The organism is Paenibacillus sp. FSL R5-0623 (assembly GCF_037974265.1).
Taxonomy (GTDB): domain Bacteria; phylum Bacillota; class Bacilli; order Paenibacillales; family Paenibacillaceae; genus Paenibacillus.
In genome coordinates this window covers 930739-955459 of the sequence record NZ_CP150233.1, presented here as the reverse complement: position 1 = coordinate 955459, position 24721 = coordinate 930739, and the positions used below count along the sequence as shown (strand labels likewise).

The window sequence follows — 24721 nt, the reverse complement described above, 5'->3', positions numbered from 1 at the left end:
TTACGTATAAGTTGAACTAGAGATTATTTACACTTGCCACTTCGACTTGTATAGCTCTCATAGATTGTAAACCATCTTTTAAAAAGACTAGGTCTCAATTCTTGTAAAAAAACACTTTTTACACTAAAAACTCGAACAAATCTCTTAGTTTATAGTTCTATGGCCACGTGGTTTATATAAAACGATATATTTTGACACATGTGTCAAATTAAAATAACTATTTTCAAAACAAATTATACGAAAAAACTATTAAATAAAGTATTCCGGGGATATGACCAAATTGTTAACTTTCTAAACAATTGTTAATAAGCACGCGAATGAAAAAAAAGATCCAAGCGTTATCGCTCAGATCTAAAGGTTATTTACATTGGACCAACGTATTCTCTATTTAAATGCCGGGATCACGATATCTGCATATTTCTCTTCGAAGAAGGCTTTGACCTCTGGACCCGCCATGCGTTTAGCCAGCTTCTGGATCGCTTCGGAGTCCTTATTATCCTCACGAGCAACCATGGTGATTGCAAAATGGGAATCATCCTTCTCGGTTAACAGCGCATCCTTCTTCGGTGTAAGACCGAGCGGACTCGCATATGCCGGTGTCATGGCGACCAGATCAGCATCATCCATCATACGAGCCAGCATCAACAAGTCCACTTCCTCAAACTTGAAGTTCTTTGTATTCTCGGTGATGTCTGCCTGTGTGGCGTTAAAACCTACGCCCTCTTTCAGCTTAATTAACCCGTTCTGCTCCAGCATCACAAGAGAGCGACCAATGTTGGAAGGATCGTTCGCAATTGCAATCGTTGCACCTTCTGGCAATTCCTCAATCGTTTTGTACTTTTTGGAGTAGCCGCCATAGATAGCATTATAGATAGGCTGTACAGCCACCAGATTGGCATTGTTCGCTTCATTATACTGGGTCATGTAAGGCACGTGTTGGAAGAAGTTTGCATCCACTTCCTTATTCGCGAGTGCCGTATTTGGTTGAACGTTATCTGACAGCACAACAACTTCCAGATTGACGCCATCTTCCTTCAATAGCGGTTTAACAATATCCAGTACATCTGTCATCGGTGGAATCAACGTGGCTACTTTCAGCGTAACTTCTTGTGCAGCTTGTGTATCTTCTTTTGTTCCTTCAGCCGCAGGTGTTTCTTCTTTTTTGCCACAAGCAGCTACAACCAGCATTACTGCAAGCAACATAAGCATCATTTTCACTTTCATTTCATGTCTACCCCTCATCGTATAATCTGTATTGGTTATTCGTAATAATGCACGGTCCAACCGTTCAGGATCTGCGATCCAGCCAGTGGGACAGTCTGCTACCTGTGAATTGGATCATCTGTACCAGGATAATCATAATGATGATCGTAAATACCATAATTTCCGTTTCGAAGCGCTGATAACCGTAGCGAATGGCAAAATCACCAACCCCGCCGCCACCTACAATACCCATCACCGTCGAGTAGGAGATGAAGCTAATCGTAGCTGTCGTGAGTCCCAGTACAAGACCAGATCGTGCCTCCACGTACAAGAATTTCACCACAAGTTGCATCGTCGATGCCCCCATGGAAGCAGCAGCTTCAACCACTCCCCGCGGTACATCCAGCAACGCTTGTTCCACCAGTCTGGCGTAGTAGGCAATGGCAATAACCGAGAGTGGCACGGTTGCAGCCAGCGTACCTATGGACGTTCCCACGACAATCCGTGTGAATGGAATCATGAATACAACGAGCAGTAAGAACGGAAACGAACGAACGATGTTGACGACACTACCGAGTACAAAGGACAGCGTTTGATTCTGATACCGTTGTCCTCTCCGGAATAAGTACAGCAGTGTACCCAAAGGTAACCCGATCAGAACAGCTGCCGCAATGGAGATGCCCACCATGACAAAAGTCTCTCCGATCGCCTGCCATATCTCGTGCTGATATTTCAGCACAGACTCAGGTAACCTCATGACTTGTCCTCCTGTTCTGCCTGACGGAACAAAGACGAACCTGCCATCCCGTATTCGTCACCCGCAAGCAAGGAGGTCAGCAGATCAGGCTGTGGAGCAGGGATACTGCTCACTTCCGCTTTAGACAACGTACGAACGAGTCGCCCATCCTTCATGACGGATATCCTGTGACATAGTCTGCGAGCCACTTCCATCTCATGTGTCACCACGACAATGGTCACGCCCAGCGTTTCATTGATATGTCGCAGCACATCCAGAATACCGTTCGTGGTCTGTGGATCAAGCGAAGAGGTCGGTTCATCACAGAGCAGCACATCCGGGCGACTGGCGAGCGCTCGTGCAATGGCCACACGCTGCTTCTGTCCACCACTAAGCTGTGCAGGATATTGATCTGCCTTGTCTTCCAGTCCAACAAACCGCAGTACCTCAAGTCCACGTTCAACTCGCTGCGTACGGGGCATACCCGCCAGCTCCAGCGGCATGCAGACATTGCCACTCACCGTTCGGTTACTGACCAGATTGAAGTGTTGAAAGATCATGCCAATGGATCTTCGTGCCTGACGCAGACTCTGTTCATTCATCTGGGTCAAGTGCTGCCCATTCACAACAACCTCACCTTCATCCGGCTTTTCCAATCCGTTGAGCATCCGCAGAAGCGTGGATTTGCCTGCGCCACTCGATCCGATGATGCCGTGAATTTCGCCTTCTCCCACTTCAAGCGACACCGAGCTTAATGCTTCGAATCCCTGATCTGCACGGGAACCGCGCTCGTTATAACGTTTGCTTACACCATATAATGAGATCATGGAGAGTCCTCCCGTGAATGATCATGCATGGTTCTTCAAGAACACATGAAGAAAGCCCGCACAGCCGATAACCGGAGCGCGAGCAATCCTGTTCATTTATAATAAATCAACATCCCTTACGAGACAAGCTTTAAGGTGAGATTGCCTCCTGAAGACGACTGGCTTCATATACACGAAAACGTCCGTTGGACGAACCCACATACACTTCATTGCCGATCCGGTTGATCATTCCATTCTTCGCATCCCGGTCCCGGTGCTCCGGGTTTCCCATCACAACGTCATGTACACGACCTAGCAATGCTCCATTATTTTTATTCAATACCAACCAGTTCTCGTCCATGGGCAGCAGCAACTGATCATCAATGACCAGATAACTTCCCTGATTCGTTGGATACTTTAGAGTGGCAATCGTATCTTTGGCATTCCAGCGCGTCTCCCCCGTATCATAATTCAAAGCCGCGGGGTACCCGTTCTTAATCACATACAACTGATCCTCTTCCACCAGCCCTCGTTCAATCTTGCCCTGGAGCGTCCAGCGTGTTTTGCCTGTCTTGGCATCGTACAGCGTGGTTGTAAAATCTGAGTACTCTCCGTAATCATCGCCGTTTTTGTTCTCACGGATCAACAGCATGCCATCGTTCAGCACCTCAAATCTCTGTCCTACCCGAGCAGGAAATTGCGCGAGCTTTTTCCCCGTGTTCAGATCAAGCAGCAGCCACTGATTATCTAGTGATAGCCATCTTTCAGCACTCGTGGTTGCAAATGGATCAAGACGCTCGATTCCATCAAAATATGGATTATTCACAAATTGTTCTATGGTGGATCGTTTGGCCTTCAAGCTCCATACGGTTCGCCCTGATTGCGGATCGGCTGCAATCAGCTTATTCTTTTCCCAATACAACACATAAGGGTCATCTGCACTCTTATTCAATAATTCATATCCCGTAGCCAGTTTTCGCGTCCACAATGTTTTTCCGTTTGCACTGTCCAGAACCGTCAACCAACTGTTGCTTGAGCTCTCAACAACCGGCCTATCCACAATCACAACGTTCTTCGCAGCGGTGATGCCATTTAGTCTAAAATTTTGCTTAGGGGTGTACGTCCACGTGACCTTTCCGTTCTTCAAGTTCAGATGACGAATACGATCCACGTATTTTTTCTTATCAGGGTCATAATCGGTGTAGATTGTAACGTATTGGCGTGCTGTATCCACCTCTGCCTGCTGTCTTCCAAAGCCTCCATTGATCCCCCATAATCTTTGGCCCGAATGTCGGTCAAGAGCATATATGGAGCCTTCGTAGTAATCCCCACTAAACCCACCGTCATCCCCTTTCATCAGGAGAACATCATCTGTAGCTGCTTGCAAAAAAGTGTAGTTAATATCCCCCTGGTTGGTCCATACCGGTTTCCAAGGGATTGTCGTTGGCAGTGTTGTGCCATAGATTTTTGTTGTGAACCCATATTCATCCGTCCGACTGATGTTCCAATCGGAAACAACAGCATTTCGATTATCCTGTGCTAAATTCCAGCGTGTTCTGACCAGTCTGCCATTCTTGTTGAATGTGACCAAAAATTGCCCATCTTCCCGCTCATATCTCCAGGTCTGTCCAATACTCATTGAATCACCCGTGTAATTTAGATTGCTTGAACTCTCTTTCCAATCCGGCTCGCCTAACCACCCAGCCACTTGTTTGGAGGTGGTTGCCTTATTCAGCTTAATATCTGTCAGATGGCGTATAACCGAAGTTGGCAGCGATGTATCCTGTTGGAACCAACCATCCGCCACATTCATCCGCTGTTCTATGGCCTGTGCCTTGATCCAGAAGAGTCCTGGCCGATACGTGAAGGATTCTTTATCCCAGACTCGTGGGGCAATGGAGACCCCATACCAGCCTTTCCACTTTGCAACAATAACAGCCTTATCTGTTAGCGATTTCTCATTAGACCAAGTTATAGAACTATCCGGAGCCAGATACAGCTTACTGCCTGATTGGAGCGTGAAGCTTTGGGGAGCTATTTCCGTCATGCTTCTGCTCTCCTTCAGTGCATACCAACTTGGCAACCAAAAGTTTCCATGATCGATTGACTTAAGCTGCACCCACTCGCCACGAACCGAGGCCAACGTATACTTTTCGTTTTTTGTTGTATAGTATTCAATCCCCAGCTGGTCAGCAGCCACACTGCCGTCCCTTCTGTTTTTGAACAGAGGGATGTCATTCATGAGCGTAACGGGTTCTCCTTGTTTGTAGGCCAACTGTGTTGATAAGACTTGAGAGCTTGCACCCAAGGCTTGTGGCGTTGTAGCCAAAGCTTGTCCTCCTCCAAGCACGACCATTTTGGAATCCAGCAGCATCCATCCCGTCAACAGCGCAGCTGATAATCCAGTCATGGTAATCCATTTGTACCCCGTTCTCTGCCAGTCAGGACCCGTCTTCACTCTCGTTCATCCCCATCCATTAGAAGTTATTTCCAATAGAGACGCAGTAAAAAGGAAAAAGTTAGCGTTTTCATCAATATATTTCTATCTATCTCCCAATATTACCTTACATCCACCATCGTAGCATGATAAGGAAAGGTAACCCCGATGTAATAAGCAGCTGTTAAGGTGAGCATATAATAAAATACAAACCACAGATCAGCTCGCGAATAGCCAATCTGAATGTAATACGTTCGGCTCGCGCCATCCGTAAATCCTTTCGCTTCCATCGCAACCGCCATTCGCTGTGCACGGCGAATGCTCTGTGCCAGCAGCGGAATAGCGTAACGCTTGAGTGTTCCATACACGTTCCAGCGAGAGCCACGTTGCTGTGTTCCACGAATACGAATAGCGTAACGGAGCGTCTGGAATTCATCCAGCATAATCGGGATCATGCGCATCGCGGCCAGAAAGCTATAGGCATATTTTGCGGGAAGCCGCCACTGCTGCATCAGGGAATAAAACAGCCGTACTGGCTTGGTCGTAAGACCAAAGAGTAACCCAGCCGCGGCCATAGTGAGCGAGCGAAAACCCAAGTGTAGACCGCGATAGAAACTCTCTTCGGTTATGTGGATCAATCCCCACTTATACCATGTGGTCTCGCCCTTACCAAACATCATCATGCCTGTGGACGTGGAGATAAAAACCAGAATGAATGGTGATGCATACAGTATCAATCTGTACCACGGATGACCTGTCCAGCACAGTAATAGCATCATCGCCACTGCAACGTTGGCCATTACATTCAGATTGTGAATGAGGATAACGATGACAAACATCATCGTCAGAATGATCATCTTTAATCCCGAATTGACGTTATGAAGCCAGGTTTCACGGTGAGGAAACGACAGTTGCATCAGTTAACCTCCCCTCATCTACCGTCCAGATTCGGGTGCAATATCTTTTTACAATTTCACGATCATGGGTAACCATAACAATAGCTGTTCCCTCTCTCCGCAATTGCTCCAGCTGTGCTAACATGGCAAACGTATTGCGGGCATCCTGTCCAAAAGTAGGTTCATCCAACAGCAGTATTCGCTGCTCTCTCACCAGTGCAGAGGCAACGCTCAAGCGTCGTTTCTGCCCCATCGATAATTGGTAGGGATGGCGCTCGGAGAGGTCTATTAGCCCAAATTGATTCAACATATGATCAGTCCTGACAAGTCTTTCTTCCGTTGAAATCCTGCCCCCCAGCAATGAGAATTCCACTTCTTCCGCAACCGTGTTGGTCACAAATTGAAACTCCGGGTTCTGAAATACAAACGCGATTCGATCTGCAAGCTGCTCCGTTTTGCCAGAAGGCTGACCGTCCACCTCATAATGACCTGTTGTTTTTAGGATATTCATCAGAGATAACAACAATGAACTCTTGCCAGCTCCATTAACTCCGACAATACCAATCCAGTCTCCATGCCATACTTTGGCCTGTTCTACCTGAATGAAGGGTGTTTTCCCACGCCATCCGGTGAACTGCTGCAAGTCCAGTGCAGGCTGATAGGCGGGTGATACAGGTGATAAGGATGAGACGTGAGATATGGGGGATATACCCGGTGTATCGGATAAACCAGACGATTGCTGTGCTTCCAAACTTGAGATGCCTTGGTCCACACACAATTGAAGCTCTCCAGAAGCACTTCTCTCTTCTTCCTTAGCTGCCTGCTCGTGCTCATCCCACACACCCGGATACCAGATTCCATAAGCCTTCAGCTTGCCCCGTTCATGCGTAAATACCTGCTGTGCTGGCCCATCCGCCACGATCTTTCCTTCAGGTGATAACACAATAATTCGGTCGACCATATCCACAATCTCGTTAATTTTGTGTTCAACGATGATGATCGTTTTGTCACTGACGATGCGTTTGACGGTATCCCACACCTGGGAAGTCCCCTCATCATCCAACAGTGCAGTGGGTTCATCCAAAAACAATACCTCCGGGTCCATGGCAAGCATCGAAGCAATCGCGAGACGCTGCTTCATCCCCTGAGACATGGACTGGATCAATACACGATTCTGTTCAAAGGATAATCCCACTTGTTTCAGATAATATTTAATCAGAGCAGGCATCTCTTCACGCGGAATATTTCGGTTTTCCAGCACAAATGCGATCTCTTCATCCGTAAAAGACATACAGAACTGGGTATCCGGATCTTGAAAGACCACTCCTGCTTTGGCGGGAACCTGAATATCATCACATTTCATCGGAATCTCAACCGAACGTGGTATCAGACCGCTCAAAATTTGCAATAACGTCGATTTACCGGAGCCACTCGGGCCAAGCAACAGCACTTTCTCTCCTTGACGCACAGAAAGAGACAAGCCTTGAAATACCAAGGCTTTCTCTCCCGGGAACTTGCATCTTAGATTCGTCACACTTACCGCTTGCGAATTCCCTTCCCCGTTCATCTAATCCAGCGCCTCATAATCCTGTTTGGATACCGGTCTGAGTGAACGTGTTACACCGGTCAGTTCCAATGCTTTGGCGAGATAATAAGCGAACACTCCTGCAATCAAGATGCTTCCGATGAAGCGGAATCCAATAAATAACGTATAATTCCAGGCCGAGAGTGAATCAATATACCCGTACTGGTAATCCAGCAAAAGCGAAGCCGCTGCGGCTCCTATGGCTGCAAGACAGGTGACAAACAGATTGGTTTTGCGATACAAAAATGCTGCGAAGAATATCTCGGCTCCCAATCCTTGCAACAGACCGTATACAAGTGTGGACATGCCCCATTCACTGCCCAAAAAAGCACTTACCGTTGAAGCCGCAACTTCGGCAAGAATAGCCACGCCTGGTTTACGAATGATAACAAAAGCAAACGTGCCCGCCATAAACCACATGCCGTAGATCATCTGCTCCGCATGAACGCCGAATGGTTTCATCAAGTCATATGTAGGTCCCCATATCTTGTAGATCACCCCAAACACCACTGCGATCACGATGGTTACCAGAATATCCGTTAGTTTCAATCGTTTGTTGCTTGCTGTTGCTGCCATGTTCTCTACGTCCTTCCTCTGTTCCCTGTGGGGGTTATAAAAATAAACGAAAAAGCCTCCCCGGTTCCGGGCAGGCCTTACGCACAGTGTACAATCCTCACAATGATGTATTGGATGGATGTCGAAAATACGGAATATCAACCATTCCCTCTCCCCTGGCAGATACACCACCACAGTTCAAAGAGGTCTGTTGTTCATCCACGTTCATTCCCACAATTCACCCTAACATATCGCAAATCTATGTTCTCTACGCTGGCATTACCCAGATCAGATGTACGGTCAGCGGCACAAGGCCACTCTCTCAGCCCAACTTCATTGAGCTCCCGGTTCACTTATTTCATTGCTTCTACTCTACATCAGATGGGTATTTGTGGCAATCCCTAGAAGAATCATCATGCTTCATTTGGGGTAAAAGGGAAGGAGACATGTGATGGTCCACTTTCCATAATATGCAACATTTAGGTTATGTAGTGCGTCTTAAACATTAGAAGGGAGATTGATAGTGATGAAAAAGTACAACTCTGCTTGGCAGCTTAAAACATGGAAAATGGTCCTTGCCGCTTCGATACTCACCGCAGGCACGGCACCTGCCTTGCTCTCATCCACTGTGGCGGAAGCCGCAGCAACCAAACCTAAACCGACAGCTTATATTAACAATGTTCAAGCTCAATATGATGTTGTCATACGGCAGGGTATTACGTACGTGGCATTGACGGAGCTTCAATTCCTCGGCAACTATACGTTTGGTTACAATAACAAAACAAAAGAGATCAGCATTAGCACAGGCAGTGATAAGTATGTTCTTACACCTAACAGCAAAACAATGAAGAAAAACGGTCAGAATGCGACATTATCCTCCGCGCCGATTCTGGTGAATGGTAAAGCGATGCTTCCGCTCCGTGCCATCGGTGAAGCTTTTGGTGCCAAGGTGCAGTGGAACCAGAAGGCCAAGGAAGCCTACATTTACACTACCGATGCTACGATTGTAAAAGAATATAACAGTTCCGATCTGACTGTGGCGCGTGAAGCCGCACTGCATCTGCCACGCTTCTCTGAACTGGGACAAGCACGTCTGGACATTCGCAACCCTTTGGGTCCGGTGGATTCATCCATTGAATACATTTTTGAACAAGGAAAAAAAGATCGTTTCTTCGTTGTTGAGGATAACGATCTGATCAGTTATTACATCCTTAAAAATGGAAGTGCCCTGCTACAATGGCAGGCCAACATCAGCAAAAATGCCGGAACCATCGGTGACCTGTTCTTTATTAAAACCAAAGCCGTTGCTGAAGCAGGGACTCGTCCTTCCGTAGCAGGTCAAACACTCGTATCATTCAAGTACTCTCGCATGCTTGAAGAAACCTCTTACGAGATCATGAACAAGTTGGGCTCCATTGATACCGGTTCTGTTGTCCCCGAGAAAGGCAAAGTCATCGTTGAAGTTCCGGGAGAGAAATAATTTGAGCATCCTCTATAAAACATTGCTCAGCAGAACTATACTATGACATCTGCATTACAAAAGAGCGTCCCTCAAAGTCAGTGTGGCAATGACCTTGAGACGCTCTTTTTGGCGTTATATTCCAAATTACTTCCAGTCACAAGCGGGGCTTAAACCTTTAACAACTCAAGCGATTCAATCTTCTGTTTAATATTGCGTGTTTCCGGACTGGCTCGTTTTCCCTGAAGCAAACCCCTTGAACAACGTTGGTACTTTGGAATAACGGGTATTCGTAATTTTGCCTTGTGATGTACTGCTGTCTGTACGCATAATCGAATCTTTCACATTGGAAATGTTGGAGTTATCCAGCGTCATGTTAACTGCAAAGGAAGTTCCACCATTTTGGCGAACCAGTTTGCCAATATCGTCTGCACGGAAATTTTTGATGTTAATTGTTCCAGCTGCATTCATCTGGAACACTTTATCATAAGCCTTATACGCTGCCCCACCGGTAATGTTAACCGTTCCGGCAGACTTCAATGTCAGTGCATCCTCACCCACATCCTGCCAGACCACATTCGATATATTACAGTTGCCATAACAGTGAACACCATCAGCAGCTGGTGATCCAATGTTTACATTTTTGAGCGTGGCCCCTGCCTCCAGGCGAAAGACTGGCTTCTGACCCTCTGCTTGAGATCCGTCGCCCAGTGTGGAAGGATTGGCTACAAATGTTTTTCCTTGACCGTCATAGGTCGTGCCCTTTGGAACAACAATCGTTGAATTAACAACTGTAGGCGCAGCAGCAACCGGAACTGCACCAAATATGGAAGCAACCAAACCAGCGGAAAGTAACAACGTCAACATTTTTTTCATAACTTTATTCCTCCCTTATTCTCTCGTTATTTGGTAATGTACAAGCCTGAGCTTGTCCTGGAAGTTCGTCAGAGGTGCACCTCTGTCCGACCTCAACCTAATCCTACCAAATAAGGAAGGTAACTAGAATAATCATTAGATCAGATATATCATGACAACGCATAATCCCTGTCATATCGGCATTTTTTGCATATCAGGTCCCTCAAACAATATGCTGATATCAACCTCAGGTATGCTCATTTGTAACGTATGTACCCCTCACTTGAATCCCCGATCACAAAGAAAGACCACTACATTTGTCTCCAAATGTGTGATCTTGAATGTCTTCTGGCTTCCTCATATAAGATATCAGGCTCCAAATCTCTGACGATAACCGCACTTTCGACACAACTCTTCCACAGCTTCCCGCTTGGAGAAGCCATATACCAGATTGTTCGCTCGCTCACCCTCAATAATCTCCGAGAATGACTTCTCGTGCACATTACCCAGGTTAATTACACCCTCGCCATCGAGACAGCATGGAACCACCGTTCCATCCACAAGCACAGCTGCCTGACTACGCAATGCATGGCAGAAGCCTTTGCCGTCATCTTCAGGTGCATCCAGACTTGGCCACTGGAACTCATGGTCCTGATTCAGGTATACATTCGGGGCAATTTTGACCCCGCTGCCTGGAACTACTTTTTCCTCAATACGGAAGTCCAGATTGAACTCACGTTCCAATACTTCAAGGGTCTCCCGATTTCGATTCATCTGAGCATTTGTGAAGTTATCCTGTGTCAGATTCCACAGCCGGAATGAGATGATGACATTGTGCTTAACGGCCTCGTGTACAAAGGACAAAATATGACGCAGGTAACCGTCACGGTCTGTTGAACCTTCATGCCCATCGAAGCTGTGCAGGGAGAAATTCATCTGCCGCAGCGCCGGTTTGCCAAGCAATTTATGCTGAGTCTTGGGCAACAGTGTACCATTCGTAGTAATGTTCACCTTGAGTCCCTTCTCATGTGCGGAATCGAGCAACAGATCTATTTTGGGATGCAACAAGGGTTCACCTTTGACATGTAGATAAATATGATTGGTGTGTGGTTTAACTTGTTCCAGTATATTGTTGAAGACTTCAGGGTCAATGAATCCTTTGGCACGCTGCGTCTGCGGACAGAAGCTGCAAGCCAGATTGCAGATACTCGTGATCTCAATATATACTTTTTTGAACGTTTTCAACTCGGGTCCCCATTCTGCCTAGGAGGGAGCAATCCCACCTGCATTTGTGATCCGGCCTATAAGGGCCATCCCTATTATATCGGGTTCATGAGCCGAGGTAAATTGTTCAGTTGTTAGGGTCTGACTCCAAGTTCATCTCAAGAATTCTATCATGCTGCCTCTTTACAGTTCATGTTCGAGTGATATATGCTGAACACACAACTGCATATCTTGAACTTTTGCACTAGGGGAGCCTTGCGGCTGAGACGAATATGACTATTCGGACCCTTTGAACCTGATCTGGATCATACCAGCGGAGGGAAGTGGAGCGGCCTTTTAGTAAGCGGAATTTTATCATGTATATGTGAAGATAAACTGCGGATCTAACTTACAGACCCACTCATTTCTCCGGAAATGGGTGGGTCTTTTTTGTTTCTTTTAGCAGAGTACAAGATGCGGTTGTTATTCCAGTAGTCTGACATCAAGGGGGTGAGGATCAGATGGATAACCATGTAACCATTCACAACCTAAGCTTTGCTTTTCCCGAAAAAAAGGATTCCCCCGTGCTCTCCAATGTGTCGCTTCAGGTTCAACAAGGAGAATTTGTCTCGCTCATCGGCTCCAGCGGATCAGGTAAAAGCACGCTCTTCAAGCTGCTCGCAGGCTTGCGTGAGCCAACCGTTGGCACCATCGATATAGCTGATGTACCGCAAGGACAACGGCTCGGACGAGTCGCTTATATGCCGCAGAAAGATCTGCTGTTATCCTGGCGAACCGTCATGGAAAACTGCACGCTGCCTGCCGAATTGGCACCAGGCCGACAGGACAAGGACAAGTTACGAGCCAACATCCTAGCTGGGTTGGCAAGGTTCGGCCTGTCGGGTTATGAACAGGCCTATCCAGATGAGTTATCCGGCGGCATGCGTCAACGGGTGGCACTGCTGCGTACCTTGCTTACAGGCGGGCAGCTCATGTTGCTGGATGAACCCTTCGGTGCACTCGACGCTTTAACCAAACGAGAAATGCATCGCTGGTTATTGGAGCTGTGGGAGGACTTTGGACAAACCGTGCTGTTCATTACACATGACATCGAAGAAGCCCTGCTGTTAAGTGACCGTATCATTCTGTTAACTCCAGGAGGGCAAGGTCAGCAGTTGCGGGAGATGACGGTTCCTTTACCACGCCCAAGGCATTCGGACATGATCTACGAACCAGTTCTCGTGCAGATGAGGAAACAACTGGAGGAACAATTACATGCAAAATGATAGAGCTGAGGTTAGCGTTTGGACGTGGTGTTCAAAGTGGCTCTCGAAGTGGTTTTCCCAATATGGTTTCTTTATTGTGCTCATGCTCTCTTTACTGGCGATCTGGGAAACGATTGTGCGTATGGGATGGGCTCCCTCCTTCATCATTCCTGCACCCACGGCCATCATAGGTTCACTGGTTGAGCACCGTCGTCTGCTGTTGACCATCCATCTGCCTGCTACCTTTATGGAGGTTGTTGTTGGTTTTGTCTTGTCCATAGTGACTGGAATTACGCTAGCAACAGGCATGCATATGAACCGATCAATTGAAAAGGCCTTGTATCCCTTCATCGTGATCAGTCAGACCATCCCGCTGATTGCCTTGTCTCCCGTGTTCATCCTGTGGTTTGGCTATACGTTGTGGAGCAAAGTCGCCGTGGTGTTCCTAATCGCGTTCTTCCCCATTGTGGTCAGTACCTACGATGGACTCCGCCAAGGCGATCCGGAGCAGCGTGAACTGCTGCTCACCATGGGCGCCAGCAAATGGGATATTTTTTGCAAACTCCAGGTTCCGCTGGCACTTCCCTCTTTTTTCTCGGGGTTAAAGATGTCCGTGGTGTACTGCGTGGTTGGGGCAACGATTGGCGAATGGCTTGGTGGCAGCAAAGGTCTCGGCTACTTCAGCCGTCGCATGTCCAGCAACATGAACACGGATGCGATGTTTGCCTCCATTTTGCTGTTATCCCTGCTGGGGATCGTTTTGTTTATACTGATTGCCTGGTTGGAGAAACGGTTTGGCATACGGCGTCATCGTCATGGAGGCAAAAGAAACGTTGGATAATACCTAGATAGAAATTAGATATAAATACAAATCAAAACGATGAAATGAGGAACTTCATTTATGAATAACAAAGGTATATACTCCCTGCTTCCCATCATGCTCATTAGCCTTTTGCTGTTCGTTAGCGGATGCAGCACCACGAATACCAGCAAAAATACGCCAACAACAGACTCTGCAACCCATGCACAACAAACAGACAAGTCTGCAGCCGAACCAGCATCAGACGCCAAAGATAAACTGTCCATCATGCTCGACTGGTACCCGAATGCAGTACACTCCTTCATCTATGTGGCACAGGAAAAAGGGTACTTCACAGACCAGAATCTGGATGTCGAAATTCAGATGCCTGCGGATACCAATGATTCAATCAAACTTGTTGCTGCCGGTAAAATTGATCTGGCTCTAAGCTACCAGCCACAAATTTTGCTCGCGCGTGGCGAGAACATTCCTGTACGATCCATTGGTGCTGTTGTTCGGCATCCACTTGTACATCTGTTAACCGAAGCAAATGGCAACGTGAGCTCACCCAAAGATCTTGAAGGAAAAACTGTCGGTTATTCTTCGATTCCGCTGTATGAAGCGATGGTGCGTACGATGATCAGCCACGATGGTGGAAACCCAGATAACATGAATCTGGTTGACGTTGGGTTCGATCTGATTCCTTCGCTGGCTTCCGGACAGGCGGATGCAATTATGGGTGGTTTTATTAACCATGAGCAATTGATTTTGGAGAAAGAAGGACATGCCATGAAATCGATTAACCCCGTCGATTATGGTGTGCCTGATTATTATGAACTGGTCCTGACTGCGAGTGAAGCTGGCATTGAAGCAAAAAAAGACCAACTTACCCGGTTCGTCAAAGCGATCCAGGAAGGACAGAAATATGTAACGGAGCATCCAGAAGAAGCCTTGAATATTCTGCTCGCTCATGAGAATGAAACGTCTCCGCTTGACCCGGAGATCGAAACCAAAAGCCTGGCTATTTTACTGCCACTCATGAATGAAGAAGGTCAACCGTTTGGTCGGCAGGAAATGGAGTCGTGGGAGAATGTACGTGCATGGCTCGTTGAAAAGGATTTGATTCCTGAATCGGTGAAAGCCGAGGATGCTTTTATTATTCTGCAAGGAGAGTAAGTAAAGGAGTGCAAGGTGAATGAAGGAAAAGTGACTGAACGCAAAGGGGATGAAAGCAAAGCTATATGCGCCTTAACATGTCTGGAATAGAGCATGGAGCGAGTTCTAACGAATCTGAGATACGCTATATCCGAATAAACAGCCGTTTACAGCTTTTTGGTCAAAGGATTCAGGAAAGCATACAAAACAAGGAGGAAATTATATGTCTTATCTGGAACGTGTTCGTACACAAAACCCGTTGGTACACAATATCACCAACCTTGTCGTGGCTCCCTTTACAGCCAATGGTCTGCTTGCACTTGGTGCGTCCCCTTTTATGGCCTATGCTCATGAGGAAGTTGCCGATGTCGCCAAGATGTCAGGTGCCGTGGTACTTAACATTGGTACACTCGATGACAAAGTCGTTCAGGCGATCCGATTGGCTGGTCAATCAGCTAATACGCATCACGTGCCTGTTGTGCTCGACCCTGTCGGTGCAGGTGCAACCGCCTATCGTACAGAAACCGTTCAGATGCTCGTTCGTGAGCTACGCCTCACAGTGCTGCGCGGCAATGTGGCGGAAGTCGCCAATGTCATTGGTGAGAGCTGGAATATCAAAGGTGTGGACGCAGGATCAGGTGAGGGTGACCGGATCGGCATTGCGGAGCGGGCAGCACATAAGCTCGGCTGTGTCGTGGTCATTACGGGGAAAGAAGATATCATTACTGATGGACAATCCACATTCCTCACGAGTAATGGTCATGCCCTGCTCACTCAGGTCACAGGTGCTGGCTGTCTGCTCAGTTCGGTGATTGGTGCTTTTACAGCCATAGCGGAATCAGGAGCCGATCTTATAGTCAGTGTTGTTGAAGCGCTCGCGTTTTATGGTGTAGCGGCTGAACTGGCGGCAGAGCGGACAGCTCATCAGGGGCCGGGCAGCTTCCAGATTGAATTGTTGAATCAACTGGCACAAGTAACAACAGATCTCCTGGCAGAACGCGCACAGATCCGTCAGATCCGTGGAGGTGCAGTATGAGCATTACTCAAGCGCTAACCATTGCAGGTTCTGATAACGGGGGCGGCGCAGGTATTCAGGCCGATCTGAAAACATTCCAAGAGCTTGGCGTATACGGCATGACCGTTATCACCGCTATTGCTGCCCAAAATACAACAGGTGTGCAAGGCGTTTTTCCCATCCCTTACGATGGCATTGCCCAGCAATTGGACTCGACCGGCGAAGACTTTCAACCAACCGCAACGAAGACCGGCATGTTATACAGTGCCGAGATTATTCGTCTAGTGGCTGAGAAATGGCAGCAATACCGTTGGTCAAATCTGGTCATCGACCCTGTGATGGTAGCCAAAGGTGGCGCCCCCCTTCTCCAGCAGGAAGCTGTACAGGCGTTGGTTACAGATCTGTTGCCCCATGCCCTGATCACAACACCTAATATACCGGAAGCGGAACTGCTTACCGGAATGTCCATCACGAATCTGAATCAGCGGGAAGAAGCCGCAAGACGGATTGTACATATGGGCTCAACGTATGCTTTGGTCAAAGGTGGTCATGATGAAGGAAGTGGCATGATCGTGGATGTGCTCTACGATGGACAGTCTTTTCATTATCTGGAGAATGTTCGTGTGGTAACACGTCATACACACGGAACAGGATGCACATACTCTGCTGCGATCACCGCAGAGTTAGCCAAGGGTTCACCTGTTCTGGCTGCCGTTACGACCGCGCGAGCATTCATTCAGGCAGCCATCGAAGATGAGCTGGGGATTGGGGCCGGACATGGGCCAACAAATCATTTTGCGTATCAGCGCAGACAGCGGGGTGAGCAGTGATGCGCCCTTGGGATGCAGATGCGGTACGACACGCGATGCAGGTGTATTTGGTGATGGGCAGCGTCAATACAACGCAAGACCCTGTGGAAGTGCTGCGCCAGGCCATTGCTGGCGGCATCACGCTGTTCCAGTTCCGCGAAAAGGGAACTGGCGCCCTGTTTGGCGAAGCTCGCATCACGCTTGCGATGCGGCTTCGCGAGGTGTGCAGCCAGCACGGGGTCCCGTTCATCGTGAACGATGATGTGGAGCTGGCTGTAGTGGTGGAGGCCGACGGCGTGCATGTCGGCCAGGAAGATGCGGACGCGGCGCTGGTACGCGCCCGCATTGGAGATGGGCGGATGCTTGGCGTATCCGCCCACTCTGTGGAAGAGGCGCGCCGTGCAGTGCAGGCGGGCGCCGACTATCTTGGCGTCGGGCCCATGTACCCGACGCGCTCCAAAGCGGATGCCCACGCTGTGCTGGGCCCCGCAGGGGTGGCGGAACTGAGCGCCGCAGGCATCGCAGTTCCGATTGTGGGTATCGGCGGCATTACGCCCGATACCACGGCCGCCGTGATGGCGGCTGGAGCCGACGGCGTAGCCGTCATCTCCGCCATCGCGGGCGCGGCCGACGTGCGCGCAGCGGCTGCGCAGTTCGCTGCGGCAGTGCGCGGGATGCAGGCGTAGCCCTGCTCTCCCTGCACTGCCAGCCCCGTGGGCTGCACCGCATACATGTGCAACCCACAACTGCTCACGCTCCTCTCCATAACAGAGGAGCCACAGAACACCGCTACGGCGCGACAGCAGTCTATGTCTTCGACTCAGAAGCGCATCCGCTCCCCTACAGTGACTGAATGATACAATAATTTCATCACATCTATTCACACCTATTCACATCTATTCACTTTTATTCACCAATCCATGATCAAGATGCAGCCTCCATGCTCGCATCTTGTTTTTTCATTTTCAACGGTTGACTCTCACGTAACGTGACACTGTACAATCGGTGTTGTAAGGAGGTTTTACACATGGCCATGAAGGTAAAAGAAGTTGCCGAACTTGCCTCGATCAGTGTGCGCACACTGCATCACTATGATGAGATCGGACTATTAACCCCGGACGAAGTGACTTCTGCCGGGTATCGATTATATTCAGATGCCAACCTGGAACGGTTGCAACAGATATTGTTTTTCAAGGAACTCGACTTCTCTCTGAAGGAGATCAAAAACATTATTACCAACCCCTCCTTCAATCCGGAAGAAGCACTTAATATGCATCGACTTATACTGCTGGAGAAGCGCCAACGCCTGGACCAGATGATTGCTACCATTGATAGAACGGTTTTACACGTGAGAGGAGAAATTAAAATGACACCCAAAGAACAATTCGAAGGATTTGATTTTAGCCAGAATCCGTATGAACAAGAAGCGCGGGAACGTTGGGGAGACCATGCCGTCGATCAAGCAAATCAGAAGCTGCACAGTAAATCAACCACAGATCAGAAGGCTCTATCCGATCAAATGAACGAAATCTACAAACATCTGGCTTCACTTCGTCACACAGAACCAGCATCTGCGGAGGCACAGGCTGGCATCAAAGAGTGGTACACCTGCCTAAACCAAATGGGAAGCTACTCGCCTGAAGCCTTCAGAGGACTTGGTCAGATGTACGTGGAAGATGAACGCTTCACGCGTAATATTGATCAGTTTGGCGATGGTTTGGCAGTATTTATGAGAGATGCTATGGCTGTATTTGCTGACCAAAACAAATAATATAGCCCTGTCTTCAACCACATACAGTATTATTCAACTCTCATTGCCGTCCAGATGTGGACTATAAACGATAGTATGGAAGTTAATCCTTTTCATGTAAAGGTAAAAATATTCTCGTCATCAGCTTTATTCACTGTAAATGACATGACCCTTCGGATATTTGAACTTACCTCCTGGGGTGACCATATCTTTCTTGTGATTAACCTTATTAACATGCTGGATATTATACTAGGGTTATGTGGTAAGTAATTTTAATCGATTCGTGTTGTTGCAAAAGTTATGAGCCGTATCCCACCTACTAGATGGTAAATACATAAAAGGGACGTACACCCTCAGGCGTATCGTCCCTTTTATGTATGCAAGTAACTCAGCCGCAATGTGAACAAGCCTAACTGCTGCTCACTCTGAGTACTTTATAAATATCTTTTAGTGTAGATGCTTTACTACGTTTTTCTTCTGCTCCCAGTCCTTCGATATAACCGTTTCACCAGAAGCTTAGGATGATGTGCATTAAGTTTCTTCTGTCAAACGTTCCTCATTTTGCTGCAGCGGTCCACTGTCTATCCGATTAAGCTCTTGGTGCGTGATCCGATGAAGATGCATCCGTAGCTAGACTGGTTCTCGCCATCCGGCCAGGAATCTGCCATGCAGACACAATTGCAAGCACGATGAATAACAAATCAATCGGTTGACTGAAATAGTCCTGGAAGGTTTCCACAAACGCACTGATCATCTCGCTATCAAACACGAGTTCCATCACGCCTACATCACCAAACAGTTCGGAAGTAAAATATACGACCGTTAGATATTTCCCCAGCAAAATGCCAACAAGCGCAAACAGTACGGCAATAATCTTATGTACCGTCGCAATTTGTTTATTGGAGAACAACACAACTGCGTAACCCGTGAGCACTCCAATCAAAATCGCAATTAATCCCACCTCATACTCGGTCATTGCAGCAATAGCTGCCCATACGATGCCTCCCAGAATGGCTGCAATTAAGCCACCAATGATCGGCATACCGATTTTAACTCCTTGTTTCTCTTCCACGTTGTCTTTCCCTCCTGAGTCATGCATATGCTTCTTTTCCAGAATTCACCTTTCCTATGAAACCACAAAATGTCCTATTATTCAACATTTTTCTACTTTTGGTGACCATGATTTATATAATAGAAAAGATATATTAAGCATCCATTTCCTTATTCATTCGAATATATCCTCTTAGTTTTGTCTACATTCATCTCATCATCATTCCTTTGGCACATAAAAAAAACATCCCTCCAACAGCATAATAGCCGTAGAAGGGATGTTATCCATATCTGTATCATAGATATAACCAATGTAACCCAGAAAAATCCATTGTAAAACTCGCTCTATCTTACCTTTGCACTTCCTTGGAAGGCTGAATGACAGCTGCAATCTGTGCCAAAATGGCATCCACCGATGCCGGATCATGCACATCATACTCATCAATGTTCAGACGTAGCACAGGGCAAGCCGTAAACTGATCAATCCACACGGAATAGCGCTCGTGCATGTGCTCCCAGTACGAACGATCCGTCTGAATCTCCATCTCACGTCCGCGTTCCGTAATTCGGTTTAAAATCGAAGGCAGACTGCCTTCCAGATAGATCAGCACGTCTGGATGTGGGAAATACGGTGTCATTACCATCGCTTCAAACAAACTGCTGTATGTCTCAAAATCTGTAGCAGACATGGTTCCTTGATCTGCATGCATTTGTGCAAAAATGCCCGTATCTTCATAGATGGAACGATCCTGAACGAATCCCCCACCTAGTTCAAAAATCTTCTTCTGTTCCTTGAAGCGCTCTGCCAGGAAATAAATCTGCAGATGGAAGCTCCAACGCTCAAAGTCATGATAGAACTTCTCCAAATATGGATTATGATCCACTTGCTCCAAAGAAGTCTTGAAATCCAAACGCTGTGCAAGCGCAGCCGTTAACGTGGATTTACCCACCCCAACCGTACCTGCTACCGTAATTAATGCATTCGTTGGAATGCCATAGTTATTCATATGATATACTCCTTTACCTGATTAACAATCTGCCTGAAGTGCTCAGGATGTTTCACAAAATCGAGTTGCTCCGCATTGACTTTAATGATTACTGGTGGATTTGAGCTATTCGCCAGATAGTCCATGCCTGTTTTGTAATCAGCGATCAGTTGTTCCATATATGCCGGGTCCATATCCTGCTCAAATGAGCGTCCACGCTTGTTAATGCGGTACATCAACGTATCCAGTTCAGCTTCAATATAGAGCACCAGATTGGGCTTTGGCAGATCATCTGTTAACAGATGATAGATTTGACGATACTTATCCCGTTTCGTTCCCTTTAAGGTACGATCGGCAAAAATCATATTTTTATAGATATGATAGTCTGAAATGACTGGGGTATTCTGCTCTACATAATGAGCGCCCGTGTCTTCCAGTTGTTTAAACCGATTACACAGAAAAAACATTTCCAATTGGAAACTCCACTCGTCGATATCCTGATAAAAGGAAGCCAGAAATGGATTCTCTTCTACGATTTCTTTAACTAACGGAAGATTCAATTCATGGGAAAGCATCGTTGCCAGCGTTGTTTTCCCCGCTCCGATGGGACCTTCCACGGCAATAAACGGGGCTGATTTCATCGTGTTCACTGTTCCTCCTCGTACTTATGCGTGTTTCCGTTTTCTATATAGACCTCACCTATTGTATCACAGCTTTAAGGATTGGAATGCCAGTATTTTATGTATATAACAAGTCAAATCGGAACTTATGAATTACACTAAAATAAAAAAGACACACTCGATATCATCAAGTGTGTCTTCCTATTGCTTGGCGGCGTCCTACTCTCCCAGGACCCTGCGGTCCAAGTACCATCGGCGCTAGAGGGCTTAACGGTCGTGTTCGGGATGGGTACGTGTGGAACCCCTCCGCCATCGCCACCAAACGCGTAGCTTACATTTCAGAGTTGTTGTTCTCTGAAAACTAGATTCGAAACGAAACATGCGAATTATCACTTGCTATTGGATAAGCCCTCGACCGATTAGTACTGGTCAGCTCCATGCATTGCTGCACTTCCACCCCCAGCCTATCTACCTCGTCGTCTTCAAGGGGTCTTACATACTGGGAAATCTCATCTTGAGGGGGGCTTCACGCTTAGATGCTTTCAGCGTTTATCCCGTCCGTACATAGCTACCCAGCGGTGCTCCTGGCGGAACAACTGGTACACCAGCGGTACGTCCATCCCGGTCCTCTCGTACTAAGGACAGCTCCTCTCAAATTTCCTACGCCCACGACAGATAGGGACCGAACTGTCTCACGACGTTCTGAACCCAGCTCGCGTACCGCTTTAATGGGCGAACAGCCCAACCCTTGGGACCTACTTCAGCCCCAGGATGCGATGAGCCGACATCGAGGTGCCAAACCTCCCCGTCGATGTGGACTCTTGGGGGAGATAAGCCTGTTATCCCCAGGGTAGCTTTTATCCGTTGAGCGATGGCCCTTCCATGCGGTACCACCGGATCACTAAGCCCGACTTTCGTCCCTGCTCGACTTGTAGGTCTCGCAGTCAAGCTCCCTTATGCCTTTGCACTCTTCGAATGATTTCCAACCATTCTGAGGGAACCTTTGGGCGCCTCCGTTACTCTTTAGGAGGCGACCGCCCCAGTCAAACTGCCCACCTGACACTGTCCCCGCACCGGATTACGGTACCAGGTTAGAACCTAGATACGATCAGGGTGGTATCCCAACGTTGCCTCCACACAAGCTGGCGCTCATGCTTCAAAGGCTCCCACCTATCCTGTACAGATCGTACCCAAATTCAATATCAAGCTGCAGTAAAGCTCCATGGGGTCTTTCCGTCTTGTCGCGGGTAACCTGCATCTTCACAGGTATTAAAATTTCACCGGATCTCTCGTTGAGACAGCGCCCAAGTCGTTACGCCATTCGTGCGGGTCAGAATTTACCTGACAAGGAATTTCGCTACCTTAGGACCGTTATAGTTACGGCCGCCGTTTACTGGGGCTTCGGTTCACAGCTTCGGGATTACTCCCTAACCACTCCCCTTAACCTTCCAGCACCGGGCAGGCGTCAGCCCGTATACTTCGCCTTACGGCTTCGCACAGACCTGTGTTTTTGCTAAACAGTCGCTTGGGCCTTTTCACTGCGGCCCCCTCGTGCTATTCACACTACCGGGGCACCCCTTCTCCCGAAGTTACGGGGTCATTTTGCCGAGTTCCTTAACGAGAGTTCTTCCGCGCGCCTTAGAATACTCTTCTCGCCTACCTGTGTCGGTTTGCGGTACGGGCACCATCACCTGGCTAGAGGCTTTTCTTGGCAGTGTGAGATCATGACCTTCGCTACTATAATTTTCGCTCCCCATCACAGCTCAGCCTTACAATGTGCGGATTTGCCTACACATCAGCCTTACTGCTTAGACGGACATCCATCAGTCCGCGTCACTACCCTACTGCGTCCCCCCATTGCTCATAACGGCTTACGGTGGTACAGGAATTTCGACCTGTTGTCCTTCGACTACGCCTTTCGGCCTCGCCTTAGGTCCCGACTTACCCTGAGCGGACGAGCCTTCCTCAGGAACCCTTAGGCTTTCGGCGGATCAGATTCTCACTGATCTTTTCGTTACTCATACCGGCATTCTCACTTGTATAATGTCCAGCGCTCCTTACGGTACACCTTCAACCCTTATACAACGCTCCCCTACCCCTGATGCAAAGCATCAAGCCATAGCTTCGGTGGTGTGTTTAGCCCCGTTACATTTTCGGCGCAGAGTCACTCGACCAGTGAGCTATTACGCACTCTTTCAATGGTGGCTGCTTCTAAGCCAACATCCTGGTTGTCTGTGCAACTCCACATCCTTTCCCACTTAACACACACTTGGGGACCTTAGCTGATGGTCTGGGCTGTTTCCCTTTTGACAATGGATCTTAGCACTCACTGTCTGACTCCCGGAAGTAAGTCTATGGCATTCGGAGTTTGACTGAGCTTGGTAACCCTTGCGGGCCCCGCACCCAATCAGTGCTCTACCTCCACGACTCTGTTTTCCGAGGCTAGCCCTAAAGCTATTTCGGGGAGAACCAGCTATCTCCGAGTTCGATTGGAATTTCTCCGCTACCCCCACCTCATCCCCGCATTTTTCAACATGCGTGGGTTCGGGCCTCCAGTGCGTGTTACCGCACCTTCACCCTGGACAGGGGTAGATCACCCGGTTTCGGGTCTACGTCCACGTACTATATCGCCCTATTCAGACTCGCTTTCGCTGCGGCTCCGGCTCTTCACCTTAACCTTGCACGGGAACGTAACTCGCCGGTTCATTCTACAAAAGGCACGCCATCACCCCTAAAACGGGCTCTGACTTTTTGTAAGCACACGGTTTCAGGTTCTATTTCACTCCCCTTCCGGGGTGCTTTTCACCTTTCCCTCACGGTACTGCTTCACTATCGGTCGCTAGGAAGTATTTAGCCTTGGCAGATGGTCCTGCCGGATTCATACGGGGTTTCACGTGCCCCGCACTACTCGGGATCCGTCTCGGAGGGAACAGACTTTCAACTACAGGGCTTTTACCTTCTTTGGCGGGCCTTTCCAGACCTCTTCGCTTAACCGGTTCCTTTGTAACTCCATGTGAGACGTCCCACAACCCCAAAGAGCAAGCTCTCTGGTTTGGGCTTCTCCGCGTTCGCTCGCCGCTACTGACGGAATCACTATTGTTTTCTCTTCCTCAGGGTACTTAGATGTTTCAGTTCCCCTGGTATGCCTCACACTAACCTATGTATTCAGTTAGGTGTAACTGGAAATTACCCCAGCTGGGTTTCCCCATTCGGACACCCCCGGATCAAAGCTTGCTTACAGCTCCCCGAGGCAGTTTCGTTGTTCGCCACGTCCTTCATCGGCTCCTAGCGCCTAGGCATCCTCCGTGTGCTCTTAGTAGCTTAACCATTTTGTTCCGGTTTCGGTCGCTCGCTTCCCTTGTTTTGCTTGCGCAAAGCCAAAAGTCGCTCTCACCCGATACCATCACAAAAGCAATTTAACCACCTTTATACACTTGACTTGTTTGCACAAGTTTAGCTTAAAGGAATGTTCTAATTCGCGTTTGTTTCGTTTCGATATCTAGTTTTCAAAGAACAAGCTCCATGTAAAAGCAAGCT

Annotated in this window: 19 protein-coding genes, 2 rRNA genes, 1 pseudogene and 2 riboswitches; of the genes and pseudogenes, 8 read left to right on the top strand and 14 right to left on the bottom strand. The window is 48.0% G+C overall.

Features of this window, described 5'->3' with window-relative positions:
- Positions 1-384: 384 nt before the first annotated feature.
- The 7 genes from MKY92_RS04420 to MKY92_RS04390 form a co-directional block, all read right to left on the bottom strand.
- Positions 385-1242, bottom strand: coding sequence for a MetQ/NlpA family ABC transporter substrate-binding protein (locus tag MKY92_RS04420; protein ID WP_339299345.1), 858 nt, complete (start codon positions 1240-1242; stop codon positions 385-387).
- Positions 1243-1288: 46 nt separating this feature from the next.
- The gene (locus tag MKY92_RS04415) at positions 1289-1960 is read right to left on the bottom strand and encodes a methionine ABC transporter permease (protein ID WP_047841707.1); all 672 of its coding nucleotides are present in this window, start codon (positions 1958-1960) and stop codon (positions 1289-1291) included.
- Positions 1957-2766, bottom strand: coding sequence for a methionine ABC transporter ATP-binding protein (locus MKY92_RS04410; RefSeq protein ID WP_339299343.1), 810 nt, complete (start codon positions 2764-2766; stop codon positions 1957-1959). Before MKY92_RS04410 ends, MKY92_RS04415 begins: the two co-directional genes overlap by 4 nt.
- Positions 2767-2896: 130 nt before the next feature.
- Positions 2897-5203, bottom strand: a complete 2307-nt coding sequence (locus MKY92_RS04405) for a PQQ-binding-like beta-propeller repeat protein (protein WP_339299341.1) — start codon at positions 5201-5203, stop codon at positions 2897-2899.
- Positions 5204-5304: 101 nt separating this feature from the next.
- Positions 5305-6099: an energy-coupling factor transporter transmembrane component T gene (locus MKY92_RS04400; RefSeq protein WP_339299340.1), complete on the bottom strand. Its 795-nt coding sequence runs from the start codon at positions 6097-6099 to the stop codon at positions 5305-5307.
- Positions 6074-7645 (bottom strand): ABC transporter ATP-binding protein, encoded by a 1572-nt coding sequence (locus MKY92_RS04395; RefSeq protein WP_339299338.1) that lies wholly within the window; start codon positions 7643-7645, stop codon positions 6074-6076. The genes MKY92_RS04400 and MKY92_RS04395 overlap by 26 nt, the downstream gene beginning before the upstream one ends.
- Positions 7646-8239 (bottom strand): ECF transporter S component, encoded by a 594-nt coding sequence (locus MKY92_RS04390; protein ID WP_339299337.1) that lies wholly within the window; start codon positions 8237-8239, stop codon positions 7646-7648.
- A gap of 227 nt (positions 8240-8466) precedes the next feature.
- Positions 8467-8577: riboswitch (TPP riboswitch) on the bottom strand.
- A 167-nt stretch (positions 8578-8744) separates the two neighbouring features.
- Between MKY92_RS04390 and MKY92_RS04385 the strand changes: the two genes are divergently transcribed.
- Positions 8745-9698, top strand: coding sequence for a copper amine oxidase N-terminal domain-containing protein (locus MKY92_RS04385; protein ID WP_339299335.1), 954 nt, complete (start codon positions 8745-8747; stop codon positions 9696-9698).
- 186 nt (positions 9699-9884) lie between these two features.
- Here MKY92_RS04385 and MKY92_RS04380 read toward each other — a convergent pair whose 3' ends face one another.
- Both MKY92_RS04380 and MKY92_RS04375 read right to left on the bottom strand, forming a co-directional pair.
- Positions 9885-10553, bottom strand: a complete 669-nt coding sequence (locus MKY92_RS04380; RefSeq protein ID WP_339299333.1) for a pectate lyase — start codon at positions 10551-10553, stop codon at positions 9885-9887.
- A gap of 348 nt (positions 10554-10901) precedes the next feature.
- Positions 10902-11777 carry a radical SAM/SPASM domain-containing protein gene (locus MKY92_RS04375; RefSeq protein WP_253430463.1) on the bottom strand — a complete coding sequence of 292 codons (876 nt, stop codon included), beginning with the start codon at positions 11775-11777 and terminating at the stop codon, positions 10902-10904.
- 215 nt (positions 11778-11992) lie between these two features.
- A riboswitch (TPP riboswitch) is annotated at positions 11993-12095 on the top strand.
- A gap of 161 nt (positions 12096-12256) precedes the next feature.
- Between MKY92_RS04375 and MKY92_RS04370 the strand changes: the two genes are divergently transcribed.
- The 7 genes and pseudogenes from MKY92_RS04370 (at position 12257) to MKY92_RS04340 (ending at position 18549) form a co-directional block, all read left to right on the top strand.
- Positions 12257-13021, top strand: a complete 765-nt coding sequence (locus MKY92_RS04370; protein WP_339299331.1) for an ABC transporter ATP-binding protein — start codon at positions 12257-12259, stop codon at positions 13019-13021.
- On the top strand, positions 13011-13841 hold the full coding sequence (locus MKY92_RS04365) for an ABC transporter permease (protein ID WP_339299330.1): 831 nt from the start codon (positions 13011-13013) through the stop codon (positions 13839-13841). The genes MKY92_RS04370 and MKY92_RS04365 overlap by 11 nt, the downstream gene beginning before the upstream one ends.
- A gap of 60 nt (positions 13842-13901) precedes the next feature.
- Positions 13902-14975, top strand: coding sequence for an ABC transporter substrate-binding protein (locus MKY92_RS04360; protein ID WP_339299329.1), 1074 nt, complete (start codon positions 13902-13904; stop codon positions 14973-14975).
- A 193-nt stretch (positions 14976-15168) separates the two neighbouring features.
- Positions 15169-15990: pseudogene (thiM, locus tag MKY92_RS04355) on the top strand (hydroxyethylthiazole kinase); the annotation flags it as partial.
- The gene (gene thiD, locus MKY92_RS04350) at positions 15987-16799 is read left to right on the top strand and encodes a bifunctional hydroxymethylpyrimidine kinase/phosphomethylpyrimidine kinase (protein ID WP_339299328.1); all 813 of its coding nucleotides are present in this window, start codon (positions 15987-15989) and stop codon (positions 16797-16799) included. The pseudogene thiM and the gene thiD, both read left to right, overlap by 4 nt.
- Positions 16799-17464 (top strand): thiamine phosphate synthase, encoded by a 666-nt coding sequence (gene thiE / locus MKY92_RS04345; RefSeq protein ID WP_339299327.1) that lies wholly within the window; start codon positions 16799-16801, stop codon positions 17462-17464. The genes thiD and thiE overlap by 1 nt, the downstream gene beginning before the upstream one ends.
- 341 nt (positions 17465-17805) lie before the next feature.
- Entirely contained in the window at positions 17806-18549 is a 744-nt protein-coding gene (locus MKY92_RS04340; RefSeq protein WP_339299326.1) for a MerR family transcriptional regulator, read from the top strand.
- A 568-nt stretch (positions 18550-19117) separates the two neighbouring features.
- Here the strand turns inward: MKY92_RS04340 and MKY92_RS04335 are convergent.
- From MKY92_RS04335 to MKY92_RS04315, 5 genes are all read right to left on the bottom strand, one after another.
- The gene (locus MKY92_RS04335) at positions 19118-19600 is read right to left on the bottom strand and encodes a hypothetical protein (RefSeq protein ID WP_339299324.1); all 483 of its coding nucleotides are present in this window, start codon (positions 19598-19600) and stop codon (positions 19118-19120) included.
- 328 nt (positions 19601-19928) lie between these two features.
- Positions 19929-20585 (bottom strand): deoxynucleoside kinase, encoded by a 657-nt coding sequence (locus MKY92_RS04330; protein ID WP_101314590.1) that lies wholly within the window; start codon positions 20583-20585, stop codon positions 19929-19931.
- Positions 20582-21205 carry a deoxynucleoside kinase gene (locus MKY92_RS04325; RefSeq protein ID WP_339301676.1) on the bottom strand — a complete coding sequence of 208 codons (624 nt, stop codon included), beginning with the start codon at positions 21203-21205 and terminating at the stop codon, positions 20582-20584. The genes MKY92_RS04330 and MKY92_RS04325 overlap by 4 nt, the downstream gene beginning before the upstream one ends.
- A 185-nt stretch (positions 21206-21390) precedes the next feature.
- Positions 21391-21507, bottom strand: a 5S ribosomal RNA gene (gene rrf / locus MKY92_RS04320).
- 76 nt (positions 21508-21583) lie between these two features.
- Positions 21584-24511, bottom strand: a 23S ribosomal RNA gene (locus MKY92_RS04315).
- Positions 24512-24721: the final 210 nt, after the last annotated feature.

Excerpts from the sequence above, each read along its gene's own strand:
- MKY92_RS04420 (WP_339299345.1), bottom strand. The coding sequence starts at position 1,242 with ATGAGGGGTAGACATGAAATGAAAGTGAAAATGATGCTTATGTTGCTT.
- MKY92_RS04415 (WP_047841707.1), bottom strand. The coding sequence starts at position 1,960 with ATGAGGTTACCTGAGTCTGTGCTGAAATATCAGCACGAGATATGGCAG.
- MKY92_RS04410 (WP_339299343.1), bottom strand. The coding sequence starts at position 2,766 with ATGATCTCATTATATGGTGTAAGCAAACGTTATAACGAGCGCGGTTCC.
- MKY92_RS04400 (WP_339299340.1), bottom strand. The coding sequence starts at position 6,099 with ATGCAACTGTCGTTTCCTCACCGTGAAACCTGGCTTCATAACGTCAAT.
- MKY92_RS04395 (WP_339299338.1), bottom strand. The coding sequence starts at position 7,645 with ATGAACGGGGAAGGGAATTCGCAAGCGGTAAGTGTGACGAATCTAAGA.
- MKY92_RS04390 (WP_339299337.1), bottom strand. The coding sequence starts at position 8,239 with ATGGCAGCAACAGCAAGCAACAAACGATTGAAACTAACGGATATTCTG.
- MKY92_RS04385 (WP_339299335.1), top strand. The coding sequence starts at position 8,745 with ATGAAAAAGTACAACTCTGCTTGGCAGCTTAAAACATGGAAAATGGTC.
- MKY92_RS04380 (WP_339299333.1), bottom strand. The coding sequence starts at position 10,553 with ATGAAAAAAATGTTGACGTTGTTACTTTCCGCTGGTTTGGTTGCTTCC.
- MKY92_RS04370 (WP_339299331.1), top strand. The coding sequence starts at position 12,257 with ATGGATAACCATGTAACCATTCACAACCTAAGCTTTGCTTTTCCCGAA.
- MKY92_RS04365 (WP_339299330.1), top strand. The coding sequence starts at position 13,011 with ATGCAAAATGATAGAGCTGAGGTTAGCGTTTGGACGTGGTGTTCAAAG.
- MKY92_RS04360 (WP_339299329.1), top strand. The coding sequence starts at position 13,902 with ATGAATAACAAAGGTATATACTCCCTGCTTCCCATCATGCTCATTAGC.
- thiD (WP_339299328.1), top strand. The coding sequence starts at position 15,987 with ATGAGCATTACTCAAGCGCTAACCATTGCAGGTTCTGATAACGGGGGC.
- thiE (WP_339299327.1), top strand. The coding sequence starts at position 16,799 with ATGCGCCCTTGGGATGCAGATGCGGTACGACACGCGATGCAGGTGTAT.
- MKY92_RS04340 (WP_339299326.1), top strand. The coding sequence starts at position 17,806 with ATGGCCATGAAGGTAAAAGAAGTTGCCGAACTTGCCTCGATCAGTGTG.
- MKY92_RS04330 (WP_101314590.1), bottom strand. The coding sequence starts at position 20,585 with ATGAATAACTATGGCATTCCAACGAATGCATTAATTACGGTAGCAGGT.
- MKY92_RS04325 (WP_339301676.1), bottom strand. The coding sequence starts at position 21,205 with ATGAAATCAGCCCCGTTTATTGCCGTGGAAGGTCCCATCGGAGCGGGG.